We start from the raw sequence: 17,144 nt of genomic DNA, 5'->3' as shown, positions 1-17,144 counted from the left end.
TGCGGGGGGTGGCAGGTGACTGCCATTCCTACCGCGACCGGTGGGTTGGCACCAGCGCATGCCAAGAAAAAAATTAACATCGTGCCCGGGATTAGTTAACCACTACACCTGAAACCGTATAGACAGCTCGCGGAGAGTGGCTTACGACAAACAGTCGAACTAAGCCAAGGCCGACTACGGTGCTTGCACCGATAGATGTTCGGCGAAATCGGCTATTCTAATTGTAAAAATAAGAAAGCTGCTAATGTCTTCGCGTGAGATTTATATTATATCGTTAGCCTGCAGAAAAATCGAATCCGCGGGAATGGTAAGCCGAAGGTCGGTCTCTATGTTTTGAGTGTCCCCAATAATGATCCAGTTTACCGAGTCAAGACTAAAATAATTTTTAGCCAATCTTCTTAGGTCTTCAGTTTTTAGCCTAGCCATTACGTCAAGATAACGTGACCAATAATCTGCAGATAGATTATTTTCCTCTACAAAACTTAGGTTGTTCATTAAATGCGAGCTATTCGACGCAGCAGCGCTCATTCGCAACCTCTCACTGATTAAACGTTTATCGAGTTCCTCCTTTGTTATAGGATGGCTATGGACTAACTCATCGAAAGAGTTTTGGATTTCACGAATAGTATCGAGCATTTTGTCTTTTTGTACCGTGGTTTTTATTACGTGCATGCGTGATCCAGGATCTGAAGTGGTAAATCCTTGTACGCCGTAGGTCCAGTTGAGCTCTTCACGAAGCCGCATATTAAGACGAGAGTTGAAGCCGGTTGCGAATATGGTGGTCAAAATGTTGTATGAGGCATGAAACTTTTCGTCAAAAGCAGGTATCACACTCGCTGCAACTATAGTTGATTGATTCGAGCCGGGCTTATCTATAATAAGTGCACGGCCTGGCCGAGTTTTACCTATGCTTTGACGAGAGTGTGTTCGGGTGCCTTGAGATTGAATTACCCATTTGGATGTGTAAAGATTAATGCTGCTCCTCACATAGTCCAAATCCCAATCACTTATTGCTAATATTTTAATTCCCTGGCTGTGTGTTAATAAGTGTCTGTGTTTGACAACCTGTTCATAAGTTATTTTTTTTAACGATCTCGGAGTTCCTCGTCCATTATTGTAGCTGTGATAAGGGTGATCTTCAGGATAAGCGAAGTGGGGTAGCAAGAACTGTATAATTCCGTTGTGTGATGTAAGCTGGGATGCGATATCCAGTATGCTTTTAGTCCTTTTTCTTTCGAACTCATGGATAGGTATCGTAGAATTCAGGATATGATCTAAGAAAATATTTAACGCCCTATGGTAACTTGCGGATAAAGTTTTTAATGTGATCGCAGTTGAGCTCGATCTAGACTCAATTGTAAAGCTAGCACCTATCTTCTGTAATGCCTGAATAGAGCCTCTTGCCTCCGATTCACTCAATAGTAGTCGGCAAGTCAGCGCCGTAAGTCCTTCAGTTTCAGGTACGTCATGAGAGGTTCCAATAGGAATGACAATTCTAATCAATGTGCCCGGCAATGAACTAAGCTGGATTTGACTCAGTTTGATCCCGTTCGTTAATATCGACGAGTATGAACATGGAAACTGGGGTTTTTGTGTCTGAACGATGTCAGGAATTTCACGATTCTCAACTCGATCGGATAGAATTGTTAATGCCGCAAACGGGACAACGTGCATCGTGTATCTATGTTCAGTAAGCCATTGAGTGGCCAGTTCGCTGAACGCTACACCATCGAGGGAAAACAGAGTGTCAAAAAAATTTTTATACGCCATCGGATGGCCGTTTGTAAATGTATACGAGGCTAGCATGTCGGCAATCCCCGTCATGTTTTCCCGACCCCATGTGAAGTCGGAAAGAGATGAAGCTCGGACTTTATCAAGTAGTTTCCCGTCTAAGCCGTTGGATTTTAGTTCCTCAATAATGCTGAGAAGCGACGCTTCTAGAGTGGCCAATGAAACACCCGTTGTCGCGACTGCCGCGACAGTGAACTGACTGCATAGAATGCCAGAGTCAACATAAGCATTTACCTGACTAGCCAACTTTTGCTCAACCACCATTCTTTTATGCAGGTAAGCTTCGTTTCCATCGGCTAGAAGTGTTGCTAGGATTGAGAGTTGAGTGGTGCACTCGTTACCATATGGAGGAATATTCCAGGTAAAATGAACCGACGAATGAGCCGCGCGCGCTTCCAGAACCTCATATTTTCCAATACTGAGCGGTTGATAGTCAATGGCCGGTCGCGGCAGTGGCTCCCCTGCTGGAATAGTACCGAAATACAACGTGACTTTTTGATGGATATCAGCAACATCTAAACAACCTGCAAGCGTCAAGATCGCATTGGAAGGCACATAATAAGTGTTGAACCATTCTTTCATGTCTTCGAGCGTTATGCCTTCTAAATGTTTTTTATCCCCAATGACTGTATGGGCATAGGGATGATGTGCGGGGAAAGTTGCTAAGCTTCGACGTTCATTGATAAGCCCCAACGGTTGACCGTCACGTTCATCCTTCTCGTTGATAACCACTGAACGCTGCTTTTCTAACAAGTCTGATGTTAGGTATTGGCCGAAGTACGACATGCGATCAGATTCGGCAAACAAAACAAAATCAAGTGCTCCCGGAAGCACAGTTTCATGGAAATTAGTACGATCCTTGTTAGTCACGCCATTAACATCGACTGCTCCGATATTCAGCATTGTTTCAAGGAACGATCCCGGGAAGGCCGATGTGCCACCGAACATAAGATGCTCACAAAAATGGGCAATTCCTGTTTTGTCATGAGGTTCATCTTTCGAACCGACCTTATAAGTAATGTTCACGGCAATTACAGACGCGTTCGAATTGGGGTGTATAACTAAGGTCAAGCCATTCGACAATGTGAAAACATGGCTTTCGAGTTCAATGTTTACGTCTGTGCTGGTCAGAGAATGTATATCTTGCATAACGCGCTTTGCTCCTGTCTTGAATTATTTTAACTTGTTCTTAGCAATGATCAGAATTTCCCTTCCAGGCTGACGGTAAAGTTACGCGGTTCACCATACCAGTTACCAGCGTCTCGGGTACCTAAGCTGGAATAGTACGTCCGATCAAAGATGTTGTTTATATTAAGTGCTGTGCTCCAATTTTTATCGATCTTATAACCTAGGCGTGACGAAAAAATGCTATAGAAATCTTGCTCCGCTACGAGCTGATTGCACAGTCCAGTTGACGAATTACAGATTTTTGATGCAACTGACGTTTTAGTTTGTGCGACCACACCTAACCCGAGCTGCATTTTTTTAAGCCATTCATTTCCTGAAAGATTGAAGTTGTTCCATAGTTTGAGTTGGTGTTTAGGGGTGAATGTACTCAGTGGAGATTTTTCATTGCTGTCATAGAAGCTAGTCAGAGTATTAATATTAAATGTATAACCAAAATTTATTGACCACCACGGCTTAGGCTCACCTGATATCTCTAGGTCGACACCTTTGCTGGATTGAGCTCCACCGGTAATATAGCAAAACTCATTATTGTCAAGTCCGCACGTTTGGGCGTTGTAGTCCGGATTCGACATGTTCTTTCGTTCGGATTTGTAAAAAGCTAATGAGGCATTCAAACTGCCTTGTTGGTACCTGACTCCTACTTCTCGCGTGCTGCCAGTCATGGGAGGTAGCGGTTTGTTGTCCGAAGTTGGATAAAAAGGTTGAAATTGGTAAATGTCAGAATCACTAGCATAAACTGAAACTGCATCCGTCAAGTCATATCGCAGACCGTACGTGGGTACCGAAAATCGAATCTGTTTATTGTTCCATATGGCATTACTTTTATTAGTATACTCAAATTCATCCCAGCGCAACGCAGACTGGAAGTGTAATGCAGGTAGAAACGGAAAAAATACAGAGTCAATTTTACCAATCACACTCGATTGGATAAATTGAGAGGCCATACTTCTACCCCTCCGCCAAACAGGCTCTGGCTGTTCAAGCAAGGTCTGATTGCTGGAAAACGTGTTTTGTGCGCTATCGGTCCGGCCCTGATAGTTGCTCCTTGAATAACTGCCTCCCAAACTGATATGTTGTGGTAGTGTAAAGATGTTAAATCGGCCATCCAAGTTCAGATTACTAAGCCAAAGTGTACTACCCGATTCACTTCCTGAAGAAAGTACATACTGCGATTGTTTCCCACTGAGAGATAGAGGCCCATAAAGTGCGCCTGTATAGGCAGATTGATTTTGCGATTGGCGGTTGATAAGTCCCGAAAGATTCCAATTCTCATTGAATTTCTGATCTATTTGCAGAAACTGATTGTCGGTATCTACTTTGAAACTACTCCAGGGCAAAGCATAACTGGTAGAACGCGGAAGGGATGGGTTGGAGGCATCCTCATTCCTCGGAAGACCATATACCCAGGGCACACCTTCCGTGTTCTCATTGCTGGCGCCCACACGTACTACGGTGCTAGGCGTTAGGTCATATTCGAGAACGCCATAAAAAAGTCGCTTTTTTTGGTTAGCAGTATCGTAGAAGTAGTCATTGTTCTGCCCAGTCACTACCGTGCGCGCGCGTAGCTTATTTTCTAGCCCGAGCGGTCCGGTGACATCTAATGAGGTACGGTAATTGCTCCATGACCCCACATTAGTTTGTATTGTAGTTTGGTTATGATCGAGCGGTCTTTTGCGCACCATATTTATGGTCCCGCTGGGGTTACTGCTGCCAAGTGAATTCAAGCTATCGCTTCCACGCAGCAATTCAACATGGTCATACATCGAAATATCAAAGTCTGAGCTATTACTTGTTTTATCAGAAAAGTTAGAATTCACAATGCTGATGGGAGGTGCTCCATCCACGGAGACAGAGCCAATCTGCCATCCCCGGGAATAGTAGCTTTGGTTATTCGATCCACTTTGAGTTGTAGTTATGCCCGGCAGCATCTTCATTGCCATATCTAGATTGGTGATATTTTGATCATTAACTTGTTGCTTGGTCAAAACGCTTACGCTTTGAGTAACTTCTTTTAAGGGTTGCGGAGACTTACCTCCGATTGATATATCTGTGGTGCCGTAACTTTGAGAGCCTTCGGTAGCCGTGACATCCGTGCTTCCGTTGATGCCCGTATTTTGAGTCTGCAACGACCCCTGAATGTTCACTGCGCCTATATTGTTTTTAGTTTCTTCTGGAAGCGGGTAGATTCTAATTACTTTGACTTCGGGCAAAATTGAGTATCCGAGACCCGATCCCGACAGCAACTCTGTCAGTGCTTCGTCTAGAGAATAATTTCCGTGTAGGCCTGCTGTCCTTCGTCCTTGAGTAAGCTGACTCGACACAACAAGTTGAAGACTGTTCATATTCGCAATATCAACCAAAGCGTCTCCCAGATTACCCTCTCCTAAGGAATACTGGGAGGGCGTTGCTGATCTAGCTATGTCACTAGCTAAGATCGAACTGGCGTAGCCACTAGTCAGCATTAAAAAAGATAGCGTCGAAATTGAAATATTTTTCATACGTGTGCGCTCAAATAAAGTATTTCAGAGATATTTCCTTCTTATAGAACGACTGAAAGAATCAAAAACCGCATCTCATCTCAAAATGAGTGGGACTTAGGTTCGTGTCCAACGAATCTGACGCCCTCGATAACCTTGTTTCATGATTATCGATTCGGTAGCGAAAGCAATGTGCTAGGGGGATGTTGCGATGTCCTTGAGGTTTTTGGACGTGACAGTCGTTCTTACAATGTGTGAACGAATCGGTAGGTTTTCAGATGTGCTTTGTCCAATGCGATGCTGTGGTGATGCCTTTATGATGAATGACGCAAAAAAGCTTCGCGCTGTAAGTGCTGATTACCAGCTGTCTCGAATGTTTTTCTCCCGAATATGGCGCCTGACAAAGCCCTTCTGGCACACGCGTGCCAACAATAGACGGTGGTGGGTTATTGGTTTCTTATTGCTCGCCACGACTCCTTTGTTGGCACTCATGGGGTATAAGGTTGCAATGCTGACTGCCGAAATGACGAACGCTATTGTTGCTAGGCAGCGCGAAGAATACGCGCGTCTTTTTTGGCTGGTAGCTATAATTAGCGTTTCAGTTTGGCTAACAAAAACTTCGCTCCAGTATCTATCCAATCGACTTAATGTTCGGTGGCGAGAATGGTTAACAGATTGGTTGGTTGCACGTTATCTTTCAAATCGTACGTATTATGATATTGCTCTAAGAGAGGATCTCGACAACCCGGATCAGAGGATTCAGGCAGATGTAGCTCCTTTTGTGCGTGGTATCTCTCAAATACCTCAGGACATCGTTTCCCAGTTATTTTCTTTGATCACCGGAGGGATAATTATCGCGTCCATTAATCCGACGATGATGGTGTATGTTGTCATCTATGCGACTCTTTCTACGATTGTCATGTTGGTATTGTACACGCCGATGATACGGCTGAGTTTCGCCCATACAGTCGCTGAAGCTGACTTGCGCTATGGTATCTTGCATGTTAGAGATCATGCTGAAGTTATCGGATTTTATCGTGGAGAGTCTGCTGAGTATCATCAAATAAGTTCTCGCCTGCGAACTGCTGTGTATACGGACTTGGCTGTTCTTGATTATAGTTTGAAAGTTTCGATAATAAATCACGGCATGTTTGAAATATGGCAAGTGACTCCATTTTTTCTGATTGTACCTCTGTTTTTCCAAGGACAAATTGAATATGGCGCAATCGCCATGGCCACTACCGCTGCAGGACAAATGCTAAGCGCGCTTACAACTTTATCTAAAAGCATACCTGATTTTGTTCAAATAGCACCCAACGCGGTGCGTTTGGCCCAAATCGTTGAGCGGTTCGATGCGCTTGATGATAATCGTATGAATACCGGCCGCGACAGGTTAACAAGGATTACTTTTAATTGCGTTGAAATCAATCTTATCTACCTTGACACGCCTGGAGGCGAACAGCGGCTAGTTAAAAACCTATCTCTGAAAATAGCTCCACGTGAGAATCTTCTAATTTGTGGTCCTACAGGTGTGGGCAAAAGCTCACTTCTGCGAGCTCTAGCAGGATTGTGGGATAGAGGTGTGGGTGAAATAAAGATGCCTGAAAGAAACCAATGTTTCTTTCTGCCGCAAAAACCATACATGATCCTCGGTAATCTGCGAGACCAGTTGCTTTATCCCAGAAGACTGTCAAGGACGGGTACTGATCAGCTGTTACCAACTGACGAAGACCTTGCTGTAATTCTGAAAAAAGTAAGCTTACCTAACCTGATCGAAAAAAGCGGAGGACTTGATGAGGTCCGGGACTGGAGCAAAGTATTTTCTTTGGGGGAACAACAAAGAATTGCATTCGCTCGAGTGTTGGTCAATAGGCCAAGCTACGTATTTCTTGACGAGTCTACCAGCGCTGTAGACATTGCAACGGAAAATCTTCTCTATTCGATTCTAGTCGATATCGAAGTAACATTTGTGAGCGTGGGGCACCGTCCCTCGATCATTTCGTTCCACAAAAATGTGCTGGAGCTTGATGAGGACGGTGGGTGGATTATCTCACCTGTTAAATCGTCAAAAATTCAGCTCAGCGTTTAAAGTATATCTAATTTAACTTGATTTTTTAGAGGTGTAAGAAAGTATGAATAAATCAAAAAAATCAAAAGAGGCATTTGTAAATTTTTTTTCATCATACGCCATACTTCAGCCAGCGCTTTGCTTTTCTGCCGAAGACGCAAATAAGCTTGTTACAAAAGTACTTCCCATCACTCCATCAGGCGAAATTTCACCATGGTTGCTTTATACGCAGGCTGATTCAGTGGGGCGTGGTGTGATGCTGACCTTGGCATTTTTCTCCATAACATGCTGGGCGATATTTATAGTAAAAAGTATCTGCATATGGATTTCAAGAAATAAACTTGTTTCTGACTTGTCTATTGTCTCAGACTCCCGCTCGTTAGATGATATTGCTATTTCAAAACTTGGCCTAACGTCACAAAATATATTATCAGGTGTTTTTTATGAGATGCATAACATATCCCCAGGAAGTACGGATGAAAAGATCAAGGATCGAGTTAGTTCCCGACTGTTCTTTTTTGAATCCCAAAACGTAAGAAATTTGAGCAAAGGAATTGGCATATTAGCGACAGTTAGTGCTGTGGCTCCATTTGTCGGTTTGTTTGGTACGGTGTGGGGGATTATGCATAGTTTCTTATCGTTAGCTCAATCAAATGTCACCAACCTAAATTTGATCGCGCCGAGTATCGCAGAATCATTATATGCTACTGCGCTTGGTTTGGCTGTGGCTATACCGGCTCTGATTTTTTATAACCTTACCTCTCGTCTTCTTAACGATTATCAGATTTTGTTGCATGAAGTCTCCACGGCTATCAGCGACTTTGCTGAAAATAGTGATAAATTGTAGAGTAAAGTATATGAAATTTATTTCTAAAACTTCACGCTTTGACGCTCAGCATCTACCAGCTATGAGTGAGATCAATGTAACCCCGTTCATTGACGTAATGCTAGTTTTACTCGTCATATTTATGGTCGTCGCGCCGCTATCTACAACAAATATCGAGGTGCAGTTACCTGCCATTGAAAGGCAACGTCAGCCAGAGACTATTTCGCCTCTTACTGTAACTCTAAAAAACGGTGGAAACATTTATATAATGAATAATAAAGTGGCGTCGGCCAACGAGTTTGTCGCAGCGCTTACAAACGAGGTTGGAGGCAAAAAAAATACGCCAGTATTTTTGCGTGCTGATAAAAATGTCAGTTATGGCGAAATTATCGAGCTTATGGAAAATATTCAAAAAGCCGGAGTGTCGAATGTGGCGTTAGTAACTTTGGAAGTGAAAAATGAGTAGAGTTTGGCATACTGAAAAAAATAGATACTCGATGTTTCGCTCGTTTGCAGGGGTAATCATAGCGATCGCATTTCATGTCTTTCTTTTTTACTTTTTCCTTATGAACCATGAAAAAAAAACGGATGTCAAATTACTACTCTCGCCAAAAGCAGCACCAATAGTCGTTGAGCTTGCGCCCCAGATAGAGTCTTTAAATGTCGTCAGCACTGTCAACTCCTCAACTAGCAAATCCTCACCGTCTACCGACCCCAGAACAGCAGGTATCGAGCATCATGTTGTTTCTAAAATACCGGATGCTCAGGTAAAGGTTGCGTCTGGACAGCAGGTTAAGCAAAAGGCTATACCGAAGCCTAAGAGGATAGAATCGAAATCATCAGACAAATCTGAAAAAAAGAATAAGACGATCAAACGGAATAAAGACGATGTTGAACAGGCCACGCAGGTTCAGAAGAATAGTTTGACCACTGTAAGTGAAGCAAATAAGGCGCCGGAAGAAGGGGCGGAAAGTACTAGCTCCGCAAGTGCATTGCGCAATTGGAATTCTATTGTATTGTCTAAACTTCAGGCCGAGAAAAAATATCCTCCATTTGCTCTTCGTAGTCATATGGAGGATACCGTTCTGGTCAGCTTTCGTGTTGATCAAGCTGGAGTCGCTTCTGAGGCACGTGTTATAGACAGCTACGGCTATACACTGTTAGACGAAGAATCGCTTTCTTTAGTTTCGCGCGTGTCGCCCTTACCAAAACCTCCCAAGAGCGCCCTTGTAAATGGGTATGCGAATGTAATCGTGCCTATAATTTTTACAATTAGGTGATCTGTGCTTACGCAGGGGGCGTCTTGGTTAAGTACCTAATAATTTCTAAGGCAAGGTATTCTAACTTAGAAAAAAATCACAGAGTCTGTATCGAGATTTCGATAACCTCCGATTTGAAGAGTTGCCTTTAAGGTTTGAGCTGATTGGTCGGATAATGATTATCTACGAATGGATTGTTGGTGATAATATGGCTATTTTAGATTTTTCAACAGCGGAAACCCATCATGAGCGACGCTAAAAATCTTTCTGTGGAGCGCGCTGACTATCAGCTATCAGGATTGTTTTTTTCACGTGTGTGGCGCTTGATTAAACCGTTTTGGCAGTCCCGAGCAAATATGCGTTGGTGGTTTGTTGGGGGCGTTCTATTAGCTACAACTCCTGTTCTCTCGATAATTTTTTACCACGTTACGATGCTGACGGCTGACATGACCAACGCTCTGGTCGCGAAAAATCGAGATGAGTATACAAAGTTATTCTGGGTTGTAACGGCAGCCGGCGCGGCACTTTGGTTGACCACATCAATTCTTTTCTATTTTTCTAACCGGCTTAATGTTAGGTGGCGTGAATGGTTAACGAATTGGATAGTAGAACGGTACCTAAAAAACCGTACCTATTATGATATATCTTTAAAGGAGGATCTTGATAATCCGGATCAAAGGATACAGGAAGATATAGGACCCTTCGTGAGCGCTTTGTCACTTATTCCTCAAAAAATGATCTCTCAAGTATTTTCATTAGTAACCGGCGGATTCATAATCGCCTCCATAAGCTCTGCCATGATGGGTTATGTGGTTGTTTACGCCATCATTTCTACGCTAGTAATGCTAGCTATATATACGCCTTTGATTCGTTTGAACTTCATTAGCACTGTAGCTGAAGCCGATTTACGCTATGGCCTTTTACATGTTAGGGATAATTCAGAAACTATTGGTTTTTATCGTGGTGAGGCCGCGGAGTATGATCAAATTAGTTCTAGGCTAAAGGTGGCTGTCAGATCTGATCTCGATGTTCTTAATTATAACTTGAAAGTTTCAGCTGTAAACTACGGTATGGGACAGATATGGAGTTTAGCTCCTTTTTTCTTAATCGCTCCGCTTTTCTTCGAAGATAAGATCGAATATGGCGCCATTGCAATGGCTACCACGGCCGCGGCACAAATGTTATATGCGCTCACCGTTTTGTCACAGACCATACCCGATTTTGCCAAAATGGCGCCGAACGCAGTACGTCTTGCTCAGATCATAGAGCGCTTTAATGCGCTTGATGACGAACGCAAGAACCTTGCCCTCGACACTATTAAAATTTTTCAAGCCGATGAAATTTATATTCGCGCTTTAAGCCTAATGACCCCCGGTGGCGAGCAGCATCTAGTGGAGAATCTCAACCTTAGCGTTCCCCCAGGTCATAATCTCGTTATCTGTGGTCCTACCGGCGTTGGCAAGAGTTCGCTTCTTCGTGCGATGGCAGGGCTGTGGGATAGAGGCACTGGTGACATCGGTATGCCTGTTAAAGAGCGCTGTTTTTTTCTTCCTCAGAAACCTTACATGATTTTGGGCAGTCTGCGAGAGCAGTTACTTTATCCTCGAAAAGGAGCAGCGTTGATAATCGAACAGAGCCACGTCACTGACGAGGAAATAGCAGCAGCTCTTACGAAAGTTTGTTTGCCAAAATTGATTAAGAAAAGCGGAGGGCTTAGTTCGGTTCGGGATTGGGGAAAAGTTCTTTCACTAGGTGAGCAGCAGAGGATTGCATTCGCACGCGTGCTGATCAATAAACCGCAATACTTATTTCTTGATGAGTCCACGAGTGCAGTAGACGTTTTGACGGAGGAAGTTCTCTATTCGCTGATGTCAGAGATAGGCGCCACGTACATCAGCGTCGGACATCGTCCGTCAATTATTCGCTTCCACAATAGTATGTTGGAGCTTGATCAATACGGCGGGTGGGCTATAAATCCACTGTAATAGCAGGTGAGTTTATATGATTGGGAGGGTTATGCTTAGTCTGTAAATATAGTTTATTGGTAAATAAAGTGCAGCTTAAATTTGAGCGTTGCAATAATGAGCTTTAGTGGCTGGTTTGATTTTGTGATGGGCTATCTATTTAGGCATCTGTTTTTCGGGTGGAGTGTTACTTGTTTTACTTCTTGTGGTTTTAATTAAAAGACCTGCATGCGTTTGGCGAACTAATTATGCAGGCTGCACGGTTGAGATGGATTTTTTCATAATTATGATTGGAGAGTTATAGAGATGGTTAGTGCCCCCCTTTCTCTTCGTTGATTCGTTTTAGGAATTCTCGACAGTGCAACAGGGTTCGGACAGTGTGCTTTTCTACCAAGCTGCGAGAAATATTGAGTTTGATTGCGATTTCGGAATGGGTCATTCCTTCAATTCGACTCAGGTATAAAATATCTCGGCATTTTGGTGGCAATTCATCAAGCGCTTGTCCCAGCAGCATGATTATTTGGGTGTTCTTACAATCATTTTCCGGGCTACTACTGTAGCCATTGAAAAGGGTGGCAGCGCCCTCCAGCAACTTCATGCGACGACGTTCAGATCTTACAGCGTCAATTGATGCATTAATAGCTATGCGAATTAGATAATTACGTGCGTCATCGTAGGTCTCGAACTCGTTTGCCAGAGACATGACCTTAAGGCAAATATCCTGAGTTACGTCTTGAGCGCCATGCATTGTCCCCGTTCTATGGAGGGCTATCCGAAAAATACTGTCCCGTATTTCTATGAATACATCCAAGGCGTTAACCGTTGCGGACATTCATGGTCCCTCCCAAGAAATATGAGTGAAAAAGGTATGCTGTATTAATGTGCAGGCAAAAGAATTTTTTTGCATAATCTAATGCAAAAAAATCTGTCGGCACCCAGGTGCAATGGATCTTCGATGGTTTTTGCATAGTATTAGGCAAGCGATTATTATCCTCATTTGGGATTTGAGCTGCGTCCTGCTTTCCGATCAGGAATTTTGAGAACTACGAGTTTAACTTGACGCATTAGGTCTTTTTTCGGAAAAAGTATACATTCTAATGGTTGGACGTAGTTGGCTAGACGTCTGCTTGTTAATATCGTAACAGATAGCTCTGCGATGAAGGAATGGGAAGTCCATTCCTTTGCACCATTAACTATGTAGGCGGCCTTTGATGTTAGTACTAGAACGCTGATGCTTCAGTTTTAGAGCCGTGCATCTAGTTTGGACTAGCAGGGTCTTTCAAAATAGTGATTTTCAAAAAGTTATTGTGATTGAGGTTTACCATAATTTCGCGTTAAACGGGCTGATCTGCTGCAAGATTTGCATGCAGCAGTCTGAATATTTTTCTATACTCAGCTGGGGTAGAAGGAAAAATTTCATTGGGTGAGAGACATAGGTTGAACGCATATGACTTTGGGTACTTCGAGTGACGATGCGGAAAAACATTTTGAGGAGGCTGCTTACTGGTTGACGCGTCTCTTATCCGGTGAGGTCACCTCTTCCGAGCGCCGGAAATTTGAAATTTGGCTTGAAGAAGATGAGCGCCATGCTATCGCGATCGCGGAAATACGCCGGTTATGGATTGATCTGAACGTGCCACTGGAGGTTGCTCATTCTTTACCTGCAAGCCCGATAGCCCCGGAGCCCTTGTACCATCATCGTAACCATCACGGAAGAAAAGCAGGTATGGCAATGTGCTTGCTCTTGGCATCTGCGGTCTGCATTACCCAATGGATGAATACCTGGAGGCATGATTATTTTACGGGCGTTGGGGGGCAGGAGACCTTGATGTTAGAAGGGGGGGGGCAAATCTGGCTAAATACAAATAGCGCGATTGATGTGAAGCCTGAGGGTAGAGGACAACGCATCAAGATGGTAAGAGGCGAGGTCTATTTTGATACTCTCCAGCGAGACTACTCACCTCTGACTATTGATGTGGGCGACAAAATAGTCAGCGCGTTCAACTCAGCCTTGAATGTTTTGAAAATTGACGATGATACCATCATAACGGTCGACAAGGGGCAGGCAATTGTCAAAGACTCCGACGGCAAAGCTTTGGTTTTAAATGCTCGCACGCAGTATCGTTCAAATACAAGAGGAGTAGTAAATGAACCGTTAGTTGTAAATGCTGATGCACAATTAAATTGGCGAAGTGGTAAAATAGTTTTTAAGGATGAAACTCTACGATCGGTACTAGATGTCGTTGAGCGCTACGAAAGCCGCTGGATAGTTGTAGACTCAGCTGTGACAGAACAAATTAAGTTAAGCACAGTAATTGACCTTCATAATATTGACGAATGGTACCGCCAGCTCGAAGCATCCTTAGGTCTGGACGTAAAATCGATTTGGCCGGTGGTCTTCATTTATCAGTCCAATTCTGGCTAATCCGCGGAAGATGCTCGTGGTGATGTGTTCGATTAAGTCGAGATGTTCTACAACGCAAAACGTTGTCATGGTTTCAACAATCAGCTGTGGCAGGTAGAGTTTGAAAAGCGTTACGCAATGAGCTTGCAAGGTGTCTAGATAATCCGGGGAGAGCAGCGAGCAAGTGAAATCGGGGAGCTTCTACCCCATCATTGGAGTGCTTCGCAATCGAACCGGATCAGTGTAATACTACGCGCCAATGGTGCATCTCCAGGCAATAGTTGAGAGTAGAAGCACCGCAATAATAAACGTCACTTGCGACAGATAGAACGGCTAGCCACTGCTGTTTGAATGCTACGTAATCGGTGTTATGGGTCACGTCAGCCAAAATAATTGCTGCGGTGACGATTATTCCTATCCGTGGTTTTTTGAAAAGGAGCAGTACCACCAGCGGGTCAAAAAAAGTCAGTACCCCTCAGAAAACACGGCTAGCCCAGTAGGCGCTGTTCCCCATAGCCGTAGTCCCAAAGCAACCCATGCTGAAAATTTGCTCGGATGCCGAGAAATCCCCACAAATCTACTCCAGTCTCTGAGCTTGCCGGTGCACTTGATCGCGCAGCAATAGCTCCATATCCGCCAATTTCGAGCAGGACAATCCGGTGGTGGAGCATCTCAAGTATTCGAGGCCGTGACGCCAGAGTGAGAGCACCGGTTTATGCCTGATGCTGTTGCTCTGGAAGTGTGACGTGACCGACCTGTCGTTCGAGCCTCAAGACCGGCCAGATACAGTGCATAACAGGCCAACGCGGCGATCAGGAGCAGGATCTCGAACGCATTCGATGCAGGTCAAAGTCAAAGCCGAAACGCAGACTCTTCATGTCCCAAAAACCTTACTCAATCTGCATCCGCCTGCGGTAGATACCGACAGTTTTCCGAGCCATCCATTGCGGTTGCGGCCAATTGCTGGCGAGCAGCCAGGGTTCTTGTTCACGGCGAGCGTTCTGTCGGCTAAGTTTGCTGCGCGCGATTCTAGGGCTCTTACCCTTGACTCCCCATTCCCCTTCCAACCCTTACCAGTCCTTTTGCCGTGTGTCCCTTTGTGCGGCAATCGGAATATCGATTTGTGCTGGTGCCGTTTTATAGGACGCGCATGCTGGTACGAAAAAGGAAAGTGTCGGTACACTGTGGTGGGAATTTTATTGGGTCTTGCCATGAACCTCACTGACGCCACGCTCGTGCTGCTGCTCGCAGCACGTATCCATGGAACAGACGAAGCCGTCAGGGCCTCGGCGAAAAGCGTGGTCAAGAAGCTTCCGCGCAGCAAACGCGATCTGATCTACAAGGTGATCGACAGCCGAAGTCCACTCGAACTGGTGGATTACCTGGCGGAGAATCTGGATACGTAACGGCGTACTGCGGTTACGGGATTACCTCATGTTCTTTGCGTCAGAGCTTCGCAGTGTGGGGATTTTTCTGGGCATAGAAAAAGGGTCCAACTCGTGTTGGACCCTATGAAGCGTTTGCAGCGTTGAGGTGACGATCAAGCTCTATCGTTCATTCATCGCGAGTCATCCATTACCGTCTGCTTCCGTTGCTGCTCCAGGTTGAGCACATACTCCGAAGCGCATCGGGCCTGGCCACTGGCACGGAAAATCGCGCGGTTGTCAGCCTTGAGCAGGCCGAGCTAGGAGTCGATATAACCCTCGTGCTGAAGCTCTCCCCGTATACCGGCGTAGGCACATAAAAAAGCGGCGCCCATTTCGGCGATCAACTCTTCAAATGCATAGCCTGGCGAGCCGAATGGGCAGGGTGAGGTCACGCCTTCACGCTGCAACCGAGAGTGGTGTCCGGTCCAGTGCGTCAGCTCGTGAAGTGCGGTGGCGTAATATCCACCTTGATCGTGAAATTGCGCTTTTGTCGGTAGTTGGATGAGATCCCGGAACGGGTGGTAAAAGGCTTCGTCGGCAAATCGGTGAATGATATTTGCGCCCGAACTTCGCAACAAATTTTCTGCAGCAGCGTTAGGGAAGAAAGGATCGCTCGGTTCCGTCTCGAGCAAAGTTTCGTTGAGCGTTTCGAGCCCTTCCGTTTGCTCAATGTTGAACAGAAAATGCGTCCTGAGAATGCCAAAGTGAGCGACCTTGGGCTCACCGTTCTCATCAAGTACAGGTTGGCCTGATTCGGTCCGTTCCTCGCGCTCCATCCGCTTGTAGAGCACTGCCAGAGTGCTGTGCTCACCCTTACGGATGTGCCCGCCGGCTTTTTTGGCTTGATTGAAGGTCAGCCAGCGATCTTGAGTGAACCCTTGCAACCTGGCCTCGGCCCAGAGCAACGGTAAATTGATGCCCGAATGGGGACGCTGGGTGATGGCGTTGATGGGATAGGGCTGGTGATGAGCAACGTCAGTTGAGCCACCTGAGGACCAGGGTTTGATCCAGGGCGCTACGCCTTGGTCTAACGCGGTAACGATCTTGTCTGTCACGTCTTGGTAGATATTGCGCATGGCATTTCCCTCGAAAAACCGGAGGAACGCCTTGCCCGTCGGGGAGGGTTCCCCGGTGGGTGTTGATTGGATTGGTGCAGGACTGCGTATAGCGTGAGTTGGATCAGTGGCCGGGTATGGCCGTTTGCGTTCAGCGTTGCTGCTCTTCCGCAAGCGCTATCAGTAAGGCGTTAGGTTGGTCTGATGCCTGAAGTAGGCTGAGGCTCAGTCGCAGCAATGGTTCATGTTCTGCATCACTCACTGAGCCGAACTTGGCTACCTCAAACACCACGTAGGGTGCGTTTGGATCGGCCAGGTGAGCTTTGAAGGCTGCGCGTACGACGTTGCTCAGCCTATCGAGCTGCAGTTTTTCAGGATGATTTGAACCATCGGGCAATACTGCGTGTTGCCACGCCTCTGGAGTGAACACAACGGGCAAGCGCAGAGTGTTCAGTGCTTCGCTTGTGAGTGAGTCGGACATGGTGTGCCTCCGATGAAAGCGCGAAGAAACCTGTCCCATAGGGGTAAGAATCCCCGCGGTGGGTTGAAGAAAAACAAGAGGGGGTTAGGACGAGCCGAGCTCGAAAGACGCTCGGGAGAGCAGTAGGCTGTTGGCGCTGATTGAAAACTGACCCACCCTGCCGATTGAAAATTGACCCAGGGCGGATCGCTGACTTTTGCATCA

The 17,144-nt window shown here is 45.4% G+C and carries 11 protein-coding genes and 3 pseudogenes; 8 read left to right on the top strand and 6 right to left on the bottom strand.

Going from position 1 to position 17,144, the window contains the following annotated elements:
• Positions 1 to 261: 261 nt before the first annotated feature.
• A complete protein-coding gene (locus V6M90_RS07965) occupies positions 262 to 2,940 on the bottom strand; it encodes a M16 family metallopeptidase (protein WP_332846294.1) in 2,679 nt (892 codons plus the stop codon).
• Between the two features lie 50 nt (positions 2,941 to 2,990).
• On the bottom strand, positions 2,991 to 5,477 hold the full coding sequence (locus tag V6M90_RS07960; RefSeq protein WP_332846293.1) for a TonB-dependent siderophore receptor: 2,487 nt from the start codon (positions 5,475 to 5,477) through the stop codon (positions 2,991 to 2,993).
• 295 nt (positions 5,478 to 5,772) lie between these two features.
• Between V6M90_RS07960 and V6M90_RS07955 the strand changes: the two genes are divergently transcribed.
• The 5 genes from V6M90_RS07955 to V6M90_RS07935 all read left to right on the top strand — a co-directional run bounded on the left by V6M90_RS07955 (position 5,773) and on the right by V6M90_RS07935 (position 11,594).
• Positions 5,773 to 7,545 (top strand): ABC transporter ATP-binding protein/permease, encoded by a 1,773-nt coding sequence (locus V6M90_RS07955; protein WP_332846292.1) that lies wholly within the window; start codon positions 5,773 to 5,775, stop codon positions 7,543 to 7,545.
• Positions 7,546 to 7,588: 43 nt separating this feature from the next.
• The gene (locus tag V6M90_RS07950) at positions 7,589 to 8,371 is read left to right on the top strand and encodes a MotA/TolQ/ExbB proton channel family protein (RefSeq protein WP_332846291.1); all 783 of its coding nucleotides are present in this window, start codon (positions 7,589 to 7,591) and stop codon (positions 8,369 to 8,371) included.
• 10 nt (positions 8,372 to 8,381) lie between these two features.
• Positions 8,382 to 8,816 (top strand): protein TolR, encoded by a 435-nt coding sequence (gene tolR / locus V6M90_RS07945; protein WP_332846290.1) that lies wholly within the window; start codon positions 8,382 to 8,384, stop codon positions 8,814 to 8,816.
• Positions 8,809 to 9,630 carry a TonB family protein gene (locus tag V6M90_RS07940; protein WP_332846289.1) on the top strand — a complete coding sequence of 274 codons (822 nt, stop codon included), beginning with the start codon at positions 8,809 to 8,811 and terminating at the stop codon, positions 9,628 to 9,630. The genes tolR and V6M90_RS07940 overlap by 8 nt, the downstream gene beginning before the upstream one ends.
• 224 nt (positions 9,631 to 9,854) lie before the next feature.
• Positions 9,855 to 11,594 carry an ABC transporter ATP-binding protein/permease gene (locus tag V6M90_RS07935; protein WP_332846288.1) on the top strand — a complete coding sequence of 580 codons (1,740 nt, stop codon included), beginning with the start codon at positions 9,855 to 9,857 and terminating at the stop codon, positions 11,592 to 11,594.
• 289 nt (positions 11,595 to 11,883) lie between these two features.
• Here V6M90_RS07935 and V6M90_RS07930 read toward each other — a convergent pair whose 3' ends face one another.
• The gene (locus tag V6M90_RS07930; RefSeq protein WP_332846287.1) at positions 11,884 to 12,405 is read right to left on the bottom strand and encodes an RNA polymerase sigma factor; all 522 of its coding nucleotides are present in this window, start codon (positions 12,403 to 12,405) and stop codon (positions 11,884 to 11,886) included.
• A gap of 615 nt (positions 12,406 to 13,020) precedes the next feature.
• Between V6M90_RS07930 and V6M90_RS07925 the strand changes: the two genes are divergently transcribed.
• Positions 13,021 to 13,998 (top strand): FecR family protein, encoded by a 978-nt coding sequence (locus V6M90_RS07925; RefSeq protein ID WP_332846286.1) that lies wholly within the window; start codon positions 13,021 to 13,023, stop codon positions 13,996 to 13,998.
• Positions 13,999 to 14,136 (top strand): annotated as a pseudogene (locus V6M90_RS07920) (IS3 family transposase); the annotation flags it as partial. It abuts the gene before it with no gap.
• A 418-nt stretch (positions 14,137 to 14,554) separates the two neighbouring features.
• Here V6M90_RS07920 and V6M90_RS07915 read toward each other — a convergent pair.
• Positions 14,555 to 15,008, bottom strand: a pseudogene (locus V6M90_RS07915) (IS4 family transposase); the annotation flags it as partial.
• A gap of 180 nt (positions 15,009 to 15,188) precedes the next feature.
• Here V6M90_RS07915 and V6M90_RS07910 point away from each other — a divergent pair.
• Positions 15,189 to 15,383, top strand: coding sequence for a DUF7740 domain-containing protein (locus V6M90_RS07910; protein WP_025214500.1), 195 nt, complete (start codon positions 15,189 to 15,191; stop codon positions 15,381 to 15,383).
• Positions 15,384 to 15,535: 152 nt separating this feature from the next.
• Here the strand turns inward: V6M90_RS07910 and V6M90_RS07905 are convergent.
• Together V6M90_RS07905 and V6M90_RS07900 are read right to left on the bottom strand one after the other, a co-directional pair.
• A pseudogene (locus V6M90_RS07905) lies at positions 15,536 to 16,480 on the bottom strand (ArdC family protein).
• A gap of 130 nt (positions 16,481 to 16,610) precedes the next feature.
• Entirely contained in the window at positions 16,611 to 16,940 is a 330-nt protein-coding gene (locus tag V6M90_RS07900; RefSeq protein WP_332846285.1) for a hypothetical protein, read from the bottom strand.
• Positions 16,941 to 17,144 lie beyond the last annotated feature (204 nt).

The sequence above is a fragment of the Pseudomonas lactucae genome, from assembly GCF_036688725.1.
Taxonomy (GTDB): domain Bacteria; phylum Pseudomonadota; class Gammaproteobacteria; order Pseudomonadales; family Pseudomonadaceae; genus Aquipseudomonas; species Aquipseudomonas lactucae.
Note: the sequence above shows the minus strand (reverse complement) of the source record. Positions and strands in the feature narration are given on the sequence as shown.

Bases quoted from the DNA above. Each gene is read 5' to 3' on its own strand.
- V6M90_RS07965 (WP_332846294.1), bottom strand. From the start codon at position 2,940: ATGCAAGATATACATTCTCTGACCAGCACAGACGTAAACATTGAACTC.
- V6M90_RS07960 (WP_332846293.1), bottom strand. From the start codon at position 5,477: ATGAAAAATATTTCAATTTCGACGCTATCTTTTTTAATGCTGACTAGT.
- V6M90_RS07955 (WP_332846292.1), top strand. From the start codon at position 5,773: ATGATGAATGACGCAAAAAAGCTTCGCGCTGTAAGTGCTGATTACCAG.
- V6M90_RS07950 (WP_332846291.1), top strand. From the start codon at position 7,589: ATGAATAAATCAAAAAAATCAAAAGAGGCATTTGTAAATTTTTTTTCA.
- tolR (WP_332846290.1), top strand. From the start codon at position 8,382: ATGAAATTTATTTCTAAAACTTCACGCTTTGACGCTCAGCATCTACCA.
- V6M90_RS07940 (WP_332846289.1), top strand. From the start codon at position 8,809: ATGAGTAGAGTTTGGCATACTGAAAAAAATAGATACTCGATGTTTCGC.
- V6M90_RS07935 (WP_332846288.1), top strand. From the start codon at position 9,855: ATGAGCGACGCTAAAAATCTTTCTGTGGAGCGCGCTGACTATCAGCTA.
- V6M90_RS07930 (WP_332846287.1), bottom strand. From the start codon at position 12,405: ATGTCCGCAACGGTTAACGCCTTGGATGTATTCATAGAAATACGGGAC.
- V6M90_RS07925 (WP_332846286.1), top strand. From the start codon at position 13,021: ATGACTTTGGGTACTTCGAGTGACGATGCGGAAAAACATTTTGAGGAG.
- V6M90_RS07910 (WP_025214500.1), top strand. From the start codon at position 15,189: ATGAACCTCACTGACGCCACGCTCGTGCTGCTGCTCGCAGCACGTATC.
- V6M90_RS07900 (WP_332846285.1), bottom strand. From the start codon at position 16,940: ATGTCCGACTCACTCACAAGCGAAGCACTGAACACTCTGCGCTTGCCC.